The 15,809-nt window shown below is 58.5% G+C and carries 16 protein-coding genes, 1 tRNA gene and 1 rRNA gene; 11 read left to right on the top strand and 7 right to left on the bottom strand.

Going from position 1 to position 15,809, the window contains the following annotated elements; genetic code table 11:
- Positions 1-206 precede the first annotated feature (206 nt).
- The 3 genes from rrf to GF108_RS12615 all read left to right on the top strand — a co-directional run bounded on the left by rrf (position 207) and on the right by GF108_RS12615 (position 1,699).
- Positions 207-321 (top strand): 5S ribosomal RNA (gene rrf / locus GF108_RS12605).
- Positions 322-456: 135 nt separating this feature from the next.
- Positions 457-533, top strand: a tRNA-Met gene (locus tag GF108_RS12610).
- Between the two features lie 263 nt (positions 534-796).
- Positions 797-1,699, top strand: a complete 903-nt coding sequence (locus GF108_RS12615; protein ID WP_153668283.1) for an HNH endonuclease — start codon at positions 797-799, stop codon at positions 1,697-1,699.
- A 22-nt stretch (positions 1,700-1,721) separates the two neighbouring features.
- On the opposite strand, the gene GF108_RS12620 is transcribed toward GF108_RS12615, so the two are convergent.
- The 3 genes from GF108_RS12620 to GF108_RS12630 form a co-directional block, all read right to left on the bottom strand.
- Positions 1,722-2,696 (bottom strand): WD40 repeat domain-containing protein, encoded by a 975-nt coding sequence (locus tag GF108_RS12620; RefSeq protein ID WP_153668284.1) that lies wholly within the window; start codon positions 2,694-2,696, stop codon positions 1,722-1,724.
- A 10-nt stretch (positions 2,697-2,706) separates the two neighbouring features.
- Positions 2,707-3,792: a GTP-binding protein gene (locus GF108_RS12625; protein ID WP_153668285.1), complete on the bottom strand. Its 1,086-nt coding sequence runs from the start codon at positions 3,790-3,792 to the stop codon at positions 2,707-2,709.
- Between the two features lie 116 nt (positions 3,793-3,908).
- A complete protein-coding gene (locus GF108_RS12630; protein WP_153668286.1) occupies positions 3,909-4,655 on the bottom strand; it encodes a creatininase family protein in 747 nt (248 codons plus the stop codon).
- Positions 4,656-4,998: 343 nt separating this feature from the next.
- Between GF108_RS12630 and GF108_RS12635 the strand changes: the two genes are divergently transcribed.
- The 4 genes from GF108_RS12635 (at position 4,999) to GF108_RS12650 (ending at position 8,155) form a co-directional block, all read left to right on the top strand.
- Positions 4,999-5,490 (top strand): MarR family winged helix-turn-helix transcriptional regulator, encoded by a 492-nt coding sequence (locus tag GF108_RS12635; protein ID WP_153668287.1) that lies wholly within the window; start codon positions 4,999-5,001, stop codon positions 5,488-5,490.
- A 93-nt stretch (positions 5,491-5,583) separates the two neighbouring features.
- A complete protein-coding gene (locus tag GF108_RS12640; RefSeq protein ID WP_153668288.1) occupies positions 5,584-6,519 on the top strand; it encodes a DMT family transporter in 936 nt (311 codons plus the stop codon).
- Between the two features lie 71 nt (positions 6,520-6,590).
- Positions 6,591-7,610, top strand: coding sequence for a LacI family DNA-binding transcriptional regulator (locus GF108_RS12645; protein WP_027229457.1), 1,020 nt, complete (start codon positions 6,591-6,593; stop codon positions 7,608-7,610).
- A gap of 83 nt (positions 7,611-7,693) precedes the next feature.
- A complete protein-coding gene (locus GF108_RS12650; protein ID WP_153668289.1) occupies positions 7,694-8,155 on the top strand; it encodes a hypothetical protein in 462 nt (153 codons plus the stop codon).
- Positions 8,156-8,159: 4 nt separating this feature from the next.
- On the opposite strand, the gene GF108_RS12655 is transcribed toward GF108_RS12650, so the two are convergent.
- Positions 8,160-8,930 carry a gamma-glutamyl-gamma-aminobutyrate hydrolase family protein gene (locus GF108_RS12655; RefSeq protein ID WP_153668290.1) on the bottom strand — a complete coding sequence of 257 codons (771 nt, stop codon included), beginning with the start codon at positions 8,928-8,930 and terminating at the stop codon, positions 8,160-8,162.
- 243 nt (positions 8,931-9,173) lie between these two features.
- On the opposite strand from GF108_RS12655, the gene GF108_RS12660 reads away from it, so the two are divergent.
- Positions 9,174-10,280 (top strand): TRAP transporter substrate-binding protein, encoded by a 1,107-nt coding sequence (locus GF108_RS12660; protein ID WP_153668291.1) that lies wholly within the window; start codon positions 9,174-9,176, stop codon positions 10,278-10,280.
- 64 nt (positions 10,281-10,344) lie between these two features.
- Here GF108_RS12660 and GF108_RS12665 read toward each other — a convergent pair whose 3' ends face one another.
- Positions 10,345-12,147 carry a TRAP transporter large permease subunit gene (locus GF108_RS12665; protein ID WP_153668292.1) on the bottom strand — a complete coding sequence of 601 codons (1,803 nt, stop codon included), beginning with the start codon at positions 12,145-12,147 and terminating at the stop codon, positions 10,345-10,347.
- Positions 12,140-12,724, bottom strand: coding sequence for a TRAP transporter small permease subunit (locus GF108_RS12670; RefSeq protein ID WP_153668293.1), 585 nt, complete (start codon positions 12,722-12,724; stop codon positions 12,140-12,142). Before GF108_RS12670 ends, GF108_RS12665 begins: the two co-directional genes overlap by 8 nt.
- A gap of 262 nt (positions 12,725-12,986) precedes the next feature.
- On the opposite strand from GF108_RS12670, the gene GF108_RS12675 reads away from it, so the two are divergent.
- Positions 12,987-13,736, top strand: coding sequence for an SDR family NAD(P)-dependent oxidoreductase (locus GF108_RS12675; RefSeq protein ID WP_153668294.1), 750 nt, complete (start codon positions 12,987-12,989; stop codon positions 13,734-13,736).
- On the opposite strand, the gene GF108_RS12680 is transcribed toward GF108_RS12675, so the two are convergent.
- Positions 13,733-14,632 carry a branched-chain amino acid ABC transporter permease gene (locus GF108_RS12680; RefSeq protein WP_153668295.1) on the bottom strand — a complete coding sequence of 300 codons (900 nt, stop codon included), beginning with the start codon at positions 14,630-14,632 and terminating at the stop codon, positions 13,733-13,735. The genes GF108_RS12675 and GF108_RS12680 overlap by 4 nt on opposite strands.
- 64 nt (positions 14,633-14,696) lie before the next feature.
- Between GF108_RS12680 and GF108_RS12685 the strand changes: the two genes are divergently transcribed.
- Together GF108_RS12685 and GF108_RS12690 are read left to right on the top strand one after the other, a co-directional pair.
- A complete protein-coding gene (locus GF108_RS12685; RefSeq protein WP_153668296.1) occupies positions 14,697-15,305 on the top strand; it encodes a CGNR zinc finger domain-containing protein in 609 nt (202 codons plus the stop codon).
- Positions 15,298-15,801, top strand: coding sequence for a hypothetical protein (locus GF108_RS12690; protein ID WP_246663950.1), 504 nt, complete (start codon positions 15,298-15,300; stop codon positions 15,799-15,801). Before GF108_RS12685 ends, GF108_RS12690 begins: the two co-directional genes overlap by 8 nt.
- Positions 15,802-15,809: the final 8 nt, after the last annotated feature.

The raw sequence follows: 15,809 nt of genomic DNA on the forward strand, positions 1-15,809 counted from the left end.
CGACTTGATCATTCTCATTACAAATATCCATCCAAAACGCCACAAAGGCGTGAAAAAGGTAAGTCGTAAGTCGTCAGTAGTGGAGTAGAAAGAAAGCAAAGTAGTGTCTTCACTACTCACTACTCACTACTCACTACTCACTACTCACTACTCACTACTCACCTCCCCAAAACCCAGCTTCTCATTTGCTTGTTGCGCTTTGCTGACCTGGTGGTTACAGCGGGGTGGCCGCACCCGATCCCATTCCGAACTCGGCCGTGAAACGCCCCTGCGCCAATGGTACTTCGTCTCAAGACGCGGGAGAGTAGGTCGCTGCCAGGTCTGCCAAACGCAACAAACAAAGCTTCTCGACAAACACACAACAACAAACACAAGCGCCGCACCAAACGGCCCTTTCCATGCAAGCGCAAGCACTCGCACCAAAGGAAAGCGCAAGCGCATACCGCACACAATTGACGCGGGGTGGAGCAGCCCGGTAGCTCGTCAGGCTCATAACCTGAAGGTCACAGGTTCAAATCCTGTCCCCGCAACCAACATCACAACAAAACACCAATCCACACCAAAGCCCGGCATCCCCGGGCTTTCGTGCGTTCAAGCGGCAAGTTCAATCGAAGCCAACCGCGGCGACGCTCGCCATTACCTCAAGGTGAGTGGCTTTCCGACCGAACTGGAGAATCCCTTGCAGGGAGACTAGACCCGAGGTGCAAATACTGTCCCCGTAACCACAGAAAGGCGGGTGAGCTCGCTCCAGCATCGGCCTTGTGGCCTTAGCCGTGGAGCGTGCTAGAACACTTTCATGGGATTCGGGGTTTTCATTCACCGCTCAGATTCGATCTACGACGATAGCCCGGCTGAACGATATCAGTTCCCGAGCCAATATCTTGGGCGTGTCCAAGCGTGCGTAGGGGACTGGATCATCTATTACGAGCCGAGAAAGGTGGCAGAAACGCGTGGTTACTTTGCAATAGCAAAGGTGATGCAAATCATCCCAGACCGCAATGCCCCAAACATGCACATCGCATTGATTGAGCCGGGGACTTATCTCGACTTCATCAATCCAGTGCCGTTCAGTAATGAAGATGGCGTGATCGAACGCGGAGTGCTGAACAATGAAGGGCGCATCTCGGGACGGGCGCAATCGGCTGTAAGACCAATTTCTCCAAATGACTTTGATAGAATCGTATCTCTGGGCCTGGACGAGAGCGAGCCTGAACTGCCAAGAATCGGCGAAGCCGTCGGCCCGTTAACAGGTTTTGCCGACGCAGCCCAGGCACCGTTCATTTTCGAGTTGGAACGGCGCATCACCCAGATGACATCTCGCATCGTCCGCGACCGTATCTTTCGGCGGCTTGTTCTGGACGCTTACGACAAGCGATGCGCGGTCACTGGACTGAAGCTCATCAATGGCGGTGGTCGAGCGGAGGTCAATGCGGCGCATATTCGCCCGGTCGAAGCCAATGGACCAGATACTTTGACGAATGGCGTGGCCCTTTCCGGGACCGTCCACTGGATGTTCGATCGAGGACTGATTGCCTTCTCAGACGATCTGGAGATTTTGATTTCGCGACAGGCAAATGATCCAGAAGGCATCCAGATGCTCTTCAACAAGACCGGCCGAGCAATCGTTCCACAACGTGTCAGTCAAAGACCGCATCCACATTTCTTGCGGTGGCATCGAGAAAATTGCTTCAAGCACTGAACGCTTGATGTGCCGTCAGCCGTCAGGCCGTTATATCCACGACCCCGCAATCGCCGGCGTCCGAACCGAAGACCAGCCGATGGCCTGACGCATCCCAATTCATTGCTGAAACCGCACCCTTTCCGGGGCGGCGCAAAAGCACTTCCTTCTGGTCGGTGAAGCGGGCGACAAGAATCATGCCGTCCGAATAGCCGATCGCGACGATCTCCTCGATCGGATGGCAAGCGACGGCGGTGACGAGACTGTCGCCGCGCGTTCCAAGTTCCAGTGGCGCCTTGCCCATTGGCCCGTCCTTGCCGGCGAAGGGCCAGACAATGGCAGCGGGCGCGCCCGACGTCGCCAGCCATTTGCCCTTCACGCTCCAGGACCAGCTCTTTACCTTGTTCGGATAGCCGGTCATGCGCATGTGGCGGCTGTCTTCGAGCCGCCAGCCATGCAAGGCATTCTCCTGCATCGATGTGACGAGAAACCGGTTGTCGGGGGAGAAGATCACGGATACGTGGGCGCCCTTCCACTCCAATTCCGTCGGTGCACTGTCCGTCGCCGGCCAGTGCAGCGTAACGCCATTGTAGCGGGCAACCGCAAGCCGCAGGCCCTTCGGTGCGAAAGCGAGGCCCTCGGCGCTGCGTTCATGGGCAAACTCGCGCAATGTTCCGTCGGCTGAACGTACCCATGCCGAGCGGCCGGAAGCAAAGGCAATCGCTCCACCGGGCGCGGCGGCGAGCGCGGTAATCCACTTGCGCGGCAACTTGCTTAGTTCTTTTGCTTCGCCGTCGAGCCCGGTCGAGCAAACCCGGCCGTCCTCTCCGCCCGTAAGCAGTGACTTACCATCTGCCGAAAGAACCGCGCATAGGAGGCCGTCGTGGACCTCGCTCGTCTTATGACCATTGTCGAGGCGATGGACCGTGCCATCGGCCAGGGCAAAGAATGGAACGTCGCGGATGAAGCGCGCATCGACGCAATGGCCGGCCAGATCGAGCGGTGCAATTGTCGGCATAAGGTCAGTCCTAGAGGCAGCTTTCAAGGCCAGCCTTCAGGGCGGCATGATCAAGTTGACGGCCGATGAACACCAGTCGGCTCTCGTGTTTTTCGCCATCCTTCCAGGCGCGCTGATGATCGCCTTCGATGATCATGTGCACACCCTGGATGACATAGCGCTCTGGATCGTCCTTGAAGGCCATAATCCCTTTAAGACGCAGGATGTTCGGACCCTGCTCCTGGGTGATCTTTTGAACCCAGGGGAAGAACTTGTCGGGGTTGAGTTCGCCGGTGCGCAGCGAAACTGACTGGACGGTCACGTCGTGGATGGGTGACGCGTGGTCATGATGATGGTGCGCATGGTCGTGGTCGTGGTCGTGATGGTGGTGATCGCAATCCGGACCGCAGGCATGGTCGGGATGATCATGGTCGAGGAAGTGTGGATCGCTTTCGAGCGCCCGCTTCAAGTCGAACGCGCCGCGGTCAAGCACACGGGAAAGGTCAATGCCGGCGCGCTCGGTACGATGAATGACGGCATGCGGGTTGATGGCACGAACCGTCGCTTCGACGGCTGCAAGTTCATCGGCGGATACGAGGTCGGTCTTGTTCAGAAGGACGACGTCGGCGAAGGCGATCTGGTCTTCAGCTTCTCGGCTGTCCTTCAGACGCAGCGGCAGATGCTTGGCATCAACCAGCGCAACGACGGCGTCAAGCGCGGTCTTGCTGCGCACGTCATCGTCCATGAAGAAGGTCTGCGCCACCGGCACTGGATCGGCAAGCCCGGTCGTTTCGACGATGATGGCATCGAACCGGCCCGGACGGCGCATCAAGCCCTCGACGACCCGGATCAAATCGCCGCGAACCGTGCAGCAAATGCAGCCATTGTTCATTTCGTAGATTTCTTCGTCGGATTCGACGATGAGGTCGTTGTCGATGCCGATTTCACCGAACTCGTTGACGATGACGGCATAACGCTTGCCATGATCTTCGCTGAGGATGCGATTGAGCAGCGTCGTCTTGCCGGAGCCAAGATAGCCGGTCAATACGGTTACCGGGATCTGGGCTGCGCGCCCCGTTGCTGCCGCGCCAGCGGATGTCGTTTGAGCTTCACTCATCGTGCGCCTCTTTGGATGGATTGACCCACGATATAGGTGATAAGATTACATATTGCCACACCAAACGCCTTCAATTGCGTGAATGGCTGCTTCAATCGCGTTGAGCATTGCTGGTTTTAGACAAGAACTGCCGGATCAAACCGGTCGACATCCTCAATGAGCTCGACGAGGCCCTTGACGCTATGGGCGATAATCGCTTCGCCTGCCGCTGCAGTCGCGCGCGCCGCGTCGCCGGCAACCCCTTGCCGGTTGAGATCACTCATCTTCCACCCAAAGGCGTGTGGGCCATAGGCGCGCAGGTGCGTGTAGTCTTTCGCAAATTGCCGTTGTCGAGAGTCGAAGGTTCCCGCCTTGGTCATGTCCACATATTGCGGATAAAGCGCCAGCATCACCGAGGTCTCGATGAAACCGCCGTGAATATCCAAGGCCTTCTCGTCGGGGGAGATAAGTCCCCCCGGCAGCCCAAAGCGCGTCCAGCTCGTTGCCACTGCGAGCATGTTGAAACGGATGCGGAGTTCTGTCGCAACGATTGTCGTCAACGGCGAATTGCCGCCATGGGCATTGAGGATGACAAGTTTGCGAATACCGCGTTGCGCCAGCGCTTCGCCAATACCGATCCAGCGATGCACCGCCTCGTCGAAGGCGAGCGTCCGCGTGCCGGCAACGTCCATGTGCTCGATCGAATACCCAACGGGCTCGACCGGCAGCCATTCGACGGACAGCGACTTGGGAAGCGCTGCCTTTAGCCGCTCGGCCAATCCGGTCGCGATCAGCGTATCGGTTTCGAAAGGAAGATGCGGACCATGCTGCTCGTGAGCGCCAAGCGGCAAAATGGCGATCATATGTGTAGAGGATATCGGCATAAGGTGCTCATCTGTCGGGCGCTTCGCCTGATCATATCGATATCCGCATGCGGAGGAAATGCCGCTCCTACATCTTACGGCGTATAAGCAATGCGCTTATTATTGCTTCACGAGCAATTCGTCGGCAAATTTCATCAGATTGTCATATAAGCGTTGTAACGCGATTTTGCCGGGCGGATATTGGGTATAAGTCAACTATGGCCTGCGCTCTTCGGCGAGCAAATTGCTCGTTCCCTTGGTAACTGTCCGCGTAATAAACTTTGTCTGTTAACTGCCATCCACCAAACAGAGCTAGCCGTCTTATCATCAACGGAACAACGCTGAAAAGCGAGCAGGAGTTTGAATGGTCAAGGATCGTAAGCCCCTCATTCTTCATCGTCTGCAATCGACCGCGCGGCTGACGCGGACGGCATTGGCGATGCGGCTCCTCGGTCACGGCTTCTATGCAGGGCAGGATGCCGTAATGCTGCAACTTGCGCATGAGGACGGCCTGTCGCCGAGTATTCTTGCCAAGCGGCTGGGCGTGCGCCCGCCGACGATCACCAAGACGATTTCGCGACTGCAGACCCAGGGGTTCGTCAAGAAGCAGGGCTCGACGACGGACCAGCGCCAGGCTCATATTTTCTTGACCGAAACCGGCAATGAAGCGATCAAGGCCATCGAGAAATCGATCCGCAAGACGGAAAAGGATGCGATGAAGGGTTTCGACAAGAAGGAGCGCAAGGCCTTCGTCAAGATGCTCTCGCGCCTCGAGGTCAATCTCTCTACAGCCGAGCACCTGCGCCAGACGGCGGCCGAAGAGGATCACGATAATGAGGACGCTGACGACGAGTGATTATTCGTCGAAAGTTTTTGCAATCGGCGGTTACAAAGTAGCTTATTTTGTTATCATGGGACTCGCTTCCGCCCGCCTGATTGGTTTGTTTCCTTGTCTTCCACACCTTCTACGTCACAGGACTCTGCGCCGTTAGCGGCGATCCTTTATATTTTCGCAACCGGGTTCCTGTTTTCCTGTCTCGACTCCAGCGCCAAATATCTGGTGCTGTCCGGCGTACCTACCGCATTCGTTTCATGGATGCGGTTCGTCGAGCACACGCTGCTGGTCCTGATCTTCTTTCGGCCATGGTCCAATCCCGGCATATTCAGGGCGCGCAACCTGCCGATGCAGATATTGCGCGGCATCTGCTTGTTCGGTTCGACCTACTTCAATTTCTACGCCCTGCAGACCATGCAGCTGGCTGAAACGATGACGATTACCTTTGCGGCGCCCATGGTCATCACGGCGCTCGCCGGACCCATCCTTGGAGAATGGGCAGGCTGGCGGCGCTGGCTTGCCATCATCGTCGCCTTCATTGGCGTTTTGATCATTGCGCGTCCGGGATTTGGCGAACTCAATCCAGGCCTGCCTTATTCGATCACGGCAATGCTGAGCTATTCATTCTATGTGCTGCTCACGCGCAAGATGGCCGCAACTGAATCGCCGGAAAGCCTCATCTTTTATTCCGCCCTTGCGCCGGCGATCCTGATGTCGCCGGCAATCACCCAGGCGGTCCTTCCGCAAACGCCGTTCCAGATCCTGCTTCTATGTCTTCTGGGCTTTTTTGGCGGACTTGGTCATTTCCTCATCATTCTCGCTTATAAGCGCGCGACAACGGCGGCGCTCGCGCCCTATCCGTTTCTTCAGATCATCTGGATGCTGGGTTTCGGCTATTTCATCTTCGGCCAGTTTCCGGATGCCTACACCCTGTGCGGAGCCGTGATCATCATAGGGAGCGGCCTCTACGTCGTCCACCGCGAGCGGCAGTTGCGAGCGGTCGCAAAATCCCGCCATGAGCGCACCGTATCCCTAACGAAAGAACTTTGATTTATTCGGTTGCGGTGGCATAACGCCGTGTAAAGATTACATTTGTCGGACGACACTGCGGGAGGCGGTTTTTGGCGCAAAAGATCAAACTATCGACGATTGCCGACGCGCTGAAAGTGTCCACTGCGACCGTTTCGCTGGCCCTGCGTGATAGTCCTCTCGTCGCCGATCAGACGCGCGAGAAGATCAAGGAACACGCCCGGACGATCGGCTACATTTACAATCGGAGGGCGGCAAGCCTGCGCACGTCGCGATCCGGCATTGTCGGCGTGGTCGTCCATGACATCATGAACCCTTTCTTTGCCGAGATCTTGCGCGCCATCGAAGGTGAACTCGACCGATCCGGGCAAACATTCATCCTTTCCAATCACTACGACCAATTGGACAAGCAGCGCACCTTCATTGACACGGTTCTGCAGCTTGGCGGCGATGGTGTCATCATGTCGCCCGCGATCGGAACGCCGGCTGAAGATATCCGCATGGCGGAAGACAATGGCCTGCCGGTGGTCCTGATCGCGCGCAGCGTCAAGGATGCGAATGTCCCGGTTTTCCGCGGTGACGACGCCTACGGCATCGGGCTTGCCACCAACCATCTCATTTCGCTCGGCCATACGCGCATCGCCATGGTCGGCGGAACGGACCAGACGTCGACGGGCCGCGACCGCTACGAAGGCTATCTCCAGGCCATGCAGAAGGCCGGCCTCGAGGTAAAGCCCGAGTGGCGAATTCCGGGACCACGCACGAAGCAGGCCGGCTTCGATGCGGCGCCGCAATTCCTGGCGCTGAAGGACCATCCGACGGCGGCCGTCTGCTGGAACGACCTTGCTGCGATCGGCATGATGAACGGTATCGCCCGCGCCGGCCTTGTTGCAGGCGTCGACATTTCCGTCACCGGTTATGATGATCTCGAGGAAGCGGCGATTGCGACGCCGGCGCTCACCACCGTCTGGAACGGTCAGCGCGAAGTCGGCCAGCGCGCGGCGAGGGCGCTTCTCGATCAGCTCAATGGCGCCGACACTCATGCACGCCAGGAATTGATCAAGCCGGAACTGCGTATCCGCCAATCCACCTCGAAGCCGAAAGAGCGCTGAAGCGCGCGCTGCGCCGATAATTCACGGTTCATTAACGCTACGGGACTAGGGTTTTCGAAAGAGTGACCCCTGTGGAGCTTGGCATGAAACCCGCCAACACGGTCTTGCTCGCCCTTGTGAGCGCAGTTGCAGTCATCGCCATTTTTCTTGATTTCGCCACCTACACGTCAGGTGGGGAAACGAATGTCGATACGGTGACCACCGCGTCGATCACCAGCGAAGAGCCGAGACAGAACGGTATTCTCGATGTGCCGACATTCGTCATCAGCGGCCCCGGCGGCAGCGCGAAATGCAAGGCCTTTCCCGCTGAAAACGGTCTTCCTGGCCACAATGCGCTGACGATCGAGCAGGGCTGCGCCGGACTTTATCCGCCGCTGGCGCAAGCCAGGAGCTGGCACAATAATGAGGACGGGACGATCGACCTTGCCGATGATACGGGCCGCACCATCGTCGCCTTCAGCCCAGGTGACGGGCTTGCCTATATCAGCATCGAACCGCGCTCCGTCGTCCTTTCGATGTCCACCGAAGGCGTGCTGACGTACTAGATACTTATTCGGCTGCGTGTAGACGCTCGCGACTCGCTTTGTGCGCCCGCGCCGCATCGCCGAAGGCCGCGAAAATCTTGCGCGACGGCGAATCGGTCTTCACCCAGTATTCCGGATGCCATTGCACGCCGACGGCGAAGTTGCGGGCGGTCTTCACCGATACGGCTTCGATCGTGCCATCTTCGGCAACGGCTTCGATCTCGAGCGCGGGCGCTGGCTTCTCGATGGCCTGGCGGTGCACTGAATTGACGTTGATCGTATCGCTGTTCATGACGTCGGCAAGACAGGAGCCAGGTTTAATGCGTATCGGATGACGAATGGCAAAGCGTTCGGCCTGCTGATCCGACTGCGGGGCGCGATGGTCCATGCGGCCGTCGAGTTCCTGAATTTCCGTGGCGAGCGTTCCACCGAGCGCGACGTTCAGTTCCTGAATGCCGCGGCAGATGGCGAGAAGCGGAATGCCGCGCTCGATGGCGCGCCGAATGAGGGGCAGGGAAGTCGCGTCGCGTGCCGGATCGTAGGGCTCGTGCGCCGGGCTGGGCTCCGCTCCATAGAGCGCGGGATGCACATTGGACTTGGAGCCCGTAATCAGCACCCCGTCGACCCCGTCGAGAATAGCGTCGATATCAAGCCCATCCCCAAAGGAAGGGACGATGAGCGGAATAACGCCAGCGGCATCATAGGCAGCCGTCAGGTACTGATCTGGCGCTGCGTGCCAGGTATAGTTTTCGAAAGCCCGTACATCGGATGTTATGGCGACGAGGGGTTGCCGCATGGAATTGCTCCCGCAAAGAATGTTCCCTCTATTTAGTGCAATTCCCCAGCGTTTCCAATGGCCGGAGAAGCGCCGCGACATTCGCGCCAGAATCGGAATTGCGACGAGAATCCTGCAACAATATCAATCCACTTAATGCCGGTGCGGCTTTGTCGGTTCATCCGCTGGACTTGAAATAGTGAGTGTGTATGGTGATCGCGGGATCGGGAGAATGATCCAGATCAATTGTTTGGAGGAGATTTAATGGATCGTCGTTCATTTATCACAAAGGCTGGATTTGCCGGCGTCGGCGCGGCCGCAGCTACGACGCTTGCTGCGCCCTCGATTGCGCAGTCGCTACCGAAAATCACATGGCGGTGCGCGTCGTCATTTCCGAAATCGCTCGATACGATCTATGGCGGCGCGGAAGTGCTCTCGAAGTATCTGAAGGAAGCTACGGACGGGAATTTCGTAATCCAGCCATTTGCGGCCGGCGAAATCGTGCCGGGCCTGCAGGCTGCTGACGCTGCAGCAGCGGGTACCGTCGAGCTTTGCCATACGGTCGCCTACTATTACTGGGGCAAGGACCCCACCTGGGCGCTCGGCGCTGCCGTTCCGTTTGCGCTGAATGCGCGGGGCATGAATGCCTGGCAGTATCACTTGGGCGGTATCGATCTCCTCAACGAGTTCTTCAACAAACAAGGCCTGCAGGTCTATCCCGGCGGCAATACCGGCGTGCAGATGGGCGGCTGGTTCCGCAAGGAAATCAAGACGGTCGAAGACCTCAAGGGCATCAAGATGCGTGTCGGCGGCTTTGCCGGCAAGGTGCTCGAAAAGCTTGGTGTCGTGCCGCAGCAGATCGCCGGCGGCGACATCTATCCATCGCTGGAAAAGGGCACGATCGACGCTGCCGAATGGGTCGGACCCTATGACGACGAGAAGCTGGGCTTCCAGAAGGTAGCGCCGTTCTACTACTATCCCGGCTGGTGGGAAGGCGGTCCGACGGTCAGCTTCATGGTCAACAAGGCGAAGTGGGATTCGCTTCCGCCTGCTTACCAGTCTCTCTTCCGCACCGCAGCGCAGGCCACCGATGCCGATATGCTGCAGAAGTACGATTCGCTCAATCCGGCGGCGATCAAGCGCCTCGTCGCGAGCGGCGCGCAACTGCGCCCGTTCAGCCCGGAAATCATGAGCGCCTGCTTCGAAGCGGCCAACGGCGTCTACGGCGAAATGGAAGCCACAAACCCCGAGTTCAAGAAGATCTGGGATTCGATCAAGGCGTTCCGCAACGAGCACTTCCTCTATGCCCAGGTCGCGGAATATTCCTTCGATACGTTCATGATGATCCAGCAGCGCAACGGCAAGCTCTAGGCGCTGAATACAGTTAAAAGCAAAACCCCGGGAACCTTGCGGTCCCCGGGGTTTTTTGTTGTCGTCACATCTTCGGTGGCTGGCTGAGGTCAGGCACAGGCGGCTGCGCCGGGGCGGCCGGTTGCCCAGGCGCTGCCGGATTTGGCGCAGGCCCACCGAAAGGCGGCGGTGAACTCAGATCGTTGGCAGGCCCACCGAGGCCATTGCCAAGTCCGCCTCCACCCAATCCGTTGCCGAGCCCGTTGTCGCCGCCAAAACCCGGAACCTCGATCTTGATCTGCGACGGGTCGACGACCGGGCCGGTGCCCTTGTAGTGCATGACCATTTGCGGGAACATGATGGTAAGCGCCACCATCAGCACCTGGATGCCGACGAACGGCACGGCGCCCCAGTAGATTTGCCCCGTGGTGATCGGCTGGATCTTCTTGCCGGTGATCTTGTCGAGATAGGGCACCTTTGCCGCAACCGAGCGCAAATAGAACAGCGCGAAGCCGAAGGGCGGGTGCATGAAGCTCGTCTGCATATTGATGCCAAGCAGGACGCCGAACCAGATCAGGTCGATGCCAAGCTTGTCTGCCGCAGGTGCCAGGAGTGGCACGATGATGAAGGCGAGCTCAAAGAAATCGAGGAAGAACGCCAGGAAGAACACGAGCAGGTTGACGGCAATCAGAAAGCCGACTTCGCCCCCCGGCAGGGAGACAAGGAGGTGTTCCACCCAGACGTGCCCGTTCACGCCGTAGAAGGTCAGCGAGAACACGCGTGCGCCGAGGAGGATGAACATGACGAAGGATGAAAGCCGCGTCGTCGATGCCAGCGCCTGGTTGATCACGGTCATGTTGAGGCGGCCCTTGGAGGCTGCCATGACCAGCGCACCGACAGCACCCATGGCGCCGCCTTCGGTCGGCGTGGCGATACCCAGGAAAATGGTGCCGAGCACAAGGAAGATCAGGGCGAGCGGCGGTATGAGGACGATAATTACCTGCTGGGCAAGCCGCGACATCGTGTTCATGCCGAATGCCCGGTCGGCGAGCGCGTAGAGATAGACGGCAATGATCGCGATGGTGCCGCCCCAAATATCCGCGTTCGCACCGGCACTTTGCGCGAGCATCTTATGCGCGCCATAAGCGATGGCCCCGGCAATGACGAGGGCGACAATCAGGGATGTGACGCCGGAGCCGAGCGTGCGCGCTTCCTTGGGCAGGGCCGGCATCGAATCGCGCCTCAGGAAGGTCATGGCAAGGATGTAAAGCATGTAGAGCCCGGTCAGCACGAGACCAGGAATAATCGCGCCATGATACATGTCGCCCACCGAGCGCCCGAGCTGATCGGCAAGGACGATGAGCACGAGGGAAGGCGGAATGATCTGCGCCAGGGTTCCGGAGGCGGCAATGACGCCCGAGGCGACCCGCCGGTCGTAGCCGTAACGCATCATGATGGGGAGCGAGATCAAGCCCATCGCGATTACCGACGCCGCGACGACGCCGGTTGTTGCCGCGAGCAGCGCGCCGACGAAAATGACAGCATAGGCGAGACCGCCGCGAATGGGTCCGAAGAGCTGGCCGATGGTGTCGAGCAGGTCCTCGGCCATGCCGGACCGCTCGAGAATAATGCCCATGAAGGTGAAGAATGGAATGGCGAGCAGGGTCTCATTGGACATCTGTCCCCAAAACCGGTCAGGCAGGGCATAGAGCAGCGGCCAGGAGAGCGTGATGCTGCCGTTCGACAGCGGCGCAAGCTCGACGCCGACGAAAAAGAACAAAAGGCCATTTGCGGCGAGGGCAAATGCGACGGGATAGCCGATCAACAGGAAGATGATCAGCGAAGCGAACATGATCGGCGCCATGTTCTGCGCGATAAATTCAATCATTGCGCGCTCCCGCAATCGTCGCCACTTCCTGTTCCGCAATTTCCTCCATCGAAACGGGTGGGTTGGGGTCGGGCATGTCGCCGCGCATCACCGCGATTTTCTTGATGATTTCGGAAACGCCCTGGAAGCCGAGGAGTACGAACCCAGCGAGAAGAATGAGCTTGGCAGGCCAAAGAATGAGGCCGCCTGCGCTTGATGAGACTTCGCCGCTGTTGAAGGAGAGCCGGACATAGGGGACGAAGTAGAAGATCATCAGGATGACGAACGGCATGAGGAAGAAGAGATGCCCGAGAAGATCGATCCAATGCTGGACGCGCCTTGAAAATGCGCCGTAGACGATATCGATGCGAATATGTTCGTTCTGCTGCAGCGTATAGGCGGCGGCAAGCATGAAGGCGCCGCCGAAGAGATACCATTGCAGTTCAAGCCAGGAGTTCGACGAAACGTTGAACGCCTTGCGAATGATCGCATTGCCGGCGCTGACGACGACCGCCAGGAAGATCAGCCAGGCGACGGCGCGCCCGACGAATTCATTGATACGATCGATCGTTCGCGAAATCGCGAGCAAAGCCGGCATTTGCGTCCTCCCAATTCATTCCGATAGCCGGCAATAAACCCCGCTCTCCGCGGTGGCCCTCCCAGCCTTACCTATAAGAACATCTTCGCGCACTGGTAACAGCACGATCTGAAACCATCAACAGAATTGATTAGTTCATAAAGGGATACGATAGGCCGCAGGTGCAGCGCCGGGTGGTATAACGTTCAGCAGTTGTCATGTGTCGAGCCGCGGTCTAACAGTTGCTGGACAGATGATGCAGGACTTACTGGTAAACGGGCGAATGGCAGGCGAATCTTCTCTTTCAGTTGCAGGTAAAACCATTGTGGTCACCGGTGGATCCTCCGGTCTCGGGCTGCGTATGGTGGAAGTCCTTGCGGCCAACGGCGCAAATGTTGTTTCAATCTCGCGAACGGCCGTCCCGAAAGGGTCTTGCAACGCCAGCATCCTCAGCATTGTCGCGGACATTACGAAAGCGTCCGATATCGAACGTGCATTCGATGAGGCTGAGAGCTGGAAGGGCACTGTGACCGTCCTCTTCAACAATGCCGGGGTGGCCGAGATCGTACGGGCGGTAGACACCACGCGCGACCAGTTGCGCCGCATTCTCGAAGTCAATGTCGAAGGCGCGTTCTTCGTCGCCCAGGAAGCCGCTAAGCGGATGATCGCCAAAGGCGTCGGTGGGTCCATCGTCAACCTCTCAAGCATCCTTGCCGATGCACCCATCAAGGGCTCCACCGCCTATGCCATGTCCAAGGCCGCGATTTCGCAGATGACCCGATCGCTGGCACTCGAATGGGCGCCGTGCGGAATAAGGGTCAATGCGATGGCGCCTGGCTGGTTTCCAACCCGCCTCAACGAAGACCTGATGGATGGGCCCGCCCGCGGCTTCCTGAAAGGCAAGAATCCGATGCGACGCCTCGGAGAACCGGAAGATATCGACGGTGCCGTGCTCATGCTTGCGTCTGACGCGAGCAGCTATATCACCGGCACGGTGATCACCATCGACGGCGGCCACAGCCTCCAGGGTTAGATGCGCTCCTCGTCCTGGCCCGTGATGCGGGTGGCGAGTACGAAGACCAGCAGGGAAAAAACGGCGACATCCCGCCACAGAACGGAAAAATATCCGCCCCAGAGCGATTCGACCATGCCGACAAGGGCTGCGCCACAGGCAGCATGAAGCGGCCTTGAAAAGCCACCGGCCGCAGTGATGAAGAGGATTTTCAATCCGAAGATCATGCCGGTGTTGAAGCTGATATTGCCGTAGTAGAGCGCTGCCAGAAATCCTGCCAGCGCACATATGCCATATGCGGCAAGGATGGCCTGCGTTCTCACTCGCTTCGGATCGATCCCGCACATGGCGGTTGCCTGCGGCTCGTCGCTCACCGCGCGCCAGATACGTCCCGCCGCCGTTCGCAGCATGATCGCTTCACCGCAACCGATCACGGTGAGCGCCACCGCGATGTTGAGTACCTGCATCTGGGTGAGGCTGATATTCACCTCCGGGCCAAGGAGCGGCACGGGCTGCGACAGCATCGGCGGAAGCCAGTAATCGCGCGTGTTGGCGGCGATGCGGGAAAGCTCGGCAAGAAATATGCTGAGGCCAAGGGTTGCGACAAGGATCGTGTTGCGCGTGCCGGCTTCGAGCGGCGCATAAATCAGCCGTGCGATTACATAGCCGCCGGTCATGACATAGACGAGAGCGATCAACAGGCCGAAGGCGAGGGCAGCGGGTAGAGTCATCCAGAGGATCGACCAGGCAAAGGCCGCGACAAGAATAAAGGTCTGCCCGGAAAAGGCAAAGATCGCGCCGAGCGAAAGGTCGGTCCTGTGCGTGAGACCGTGGATCAGGACATAGCCATAGGCAAGCAGCGCGTAGAGCGCCGCGTTGTGAATGCCGTTCAACAGGAGCTGCAGGAAATAGGTCAATCACTCCTCGCCTTTGCATCTCATTCTAACTTGCAAAACCTATTATACCAGTTAGAATTTAGCGATGACCTTTGAATGGAATGCACATCGTTTCAGCGGGGGTGTATTGGCACTCGACCTCGCCAATACCGTCGTCTTTCGCGAGACGCCGGAACGGTCGCTCGATCGCTTTTCCGATCCCGCCGAAGTTACGCGCTTTGCTGCGGCGGCGGCTGATTTCCGTCAGGGGGAGTGGGGAAATGTCGAGTTCCGCCCGCCACTTTCCGAGCGGGAAATCACAGGACTGATCGACATGCGCGAAGCGATAAATCGCCTGTTCAGGACGGCGGTGCATGGCGGCGGATTGAGCCCCGCGCCGCTCTCCGAATTCTTGCGGCTCGGGTCGAAACTCGTCGGCGACGAACCGGAAGAACAAGCGCTCGCGCTGCCGCGGCCCTCCAGAGACGGCGGGCAGATATCCCTGGCTGCGGCGTCATTCCTCTCCGGCGTGCGTCTGTTTGAGCCTTTGCGCCTGGAACGCATAAAGGTCTGCCCGAATTGCCACTGGCTCTACTTTGACGAGAGCCGCAATCGCAGCCGCCGCTGGTGCGACATGAATGTCTGCGGCAACAGAGCCAAGGCGCGCCGCTATTATGATCGCAACGCCAAGCAGATGGGCAGCGGCCATGGCTAGGATGAAGAATGCCTCGCGCCTGATGGCAAGCTGTTTGCTCGCGCTTGCGGTCACCCTGGCGGCCTGCCGCGATAGCGGTCAGGGCGACTATGTCAACGTTTCCGGCAAGATCTTTGTCTTCAATTATCGCATCGCCGAGGCGACCTATCTTCTCACTCTGGCGAAACTGCGCAAGATTCCCGATGGCTCGTCCTTGGAAACCACCTTCGAAAATCCGGCTGGTGGCGATCCCTTTGTCGTGCGGCAAGATATATGGCCGACGATGGACAAGATTACCGTCGAAAGCCCGCCGGTCAAATGCGTGAAGGCGAACCGGGAGTATCAGGTGACAATGCGGCTCGAAGATGCAAAAGGCGTCGTGCTCCAGACCATCGAGCGAAAGATGATCTCGGACACCGATCAGTCACTTATGCCCGACAAGCCACTTGTTGTTGGACCGTTCTACGATCCCAATCCCGACAAGGAACCAGCCCCGCCAACGATATGCCCGGCATAGCGACGATC

The sequence above is a fragment of the Phyllobacterium sp. SYP-B3895 genome, from assembly GCF_009647635.1.
GTDB classification, from domain to species: domain Bacteria; phylum Pseudomonadota; class Alphaproteobacteria; order Rhizobiales; family Rhizobiaceae; genus Phyllobacterium; species Phyllobacterium pellucidum.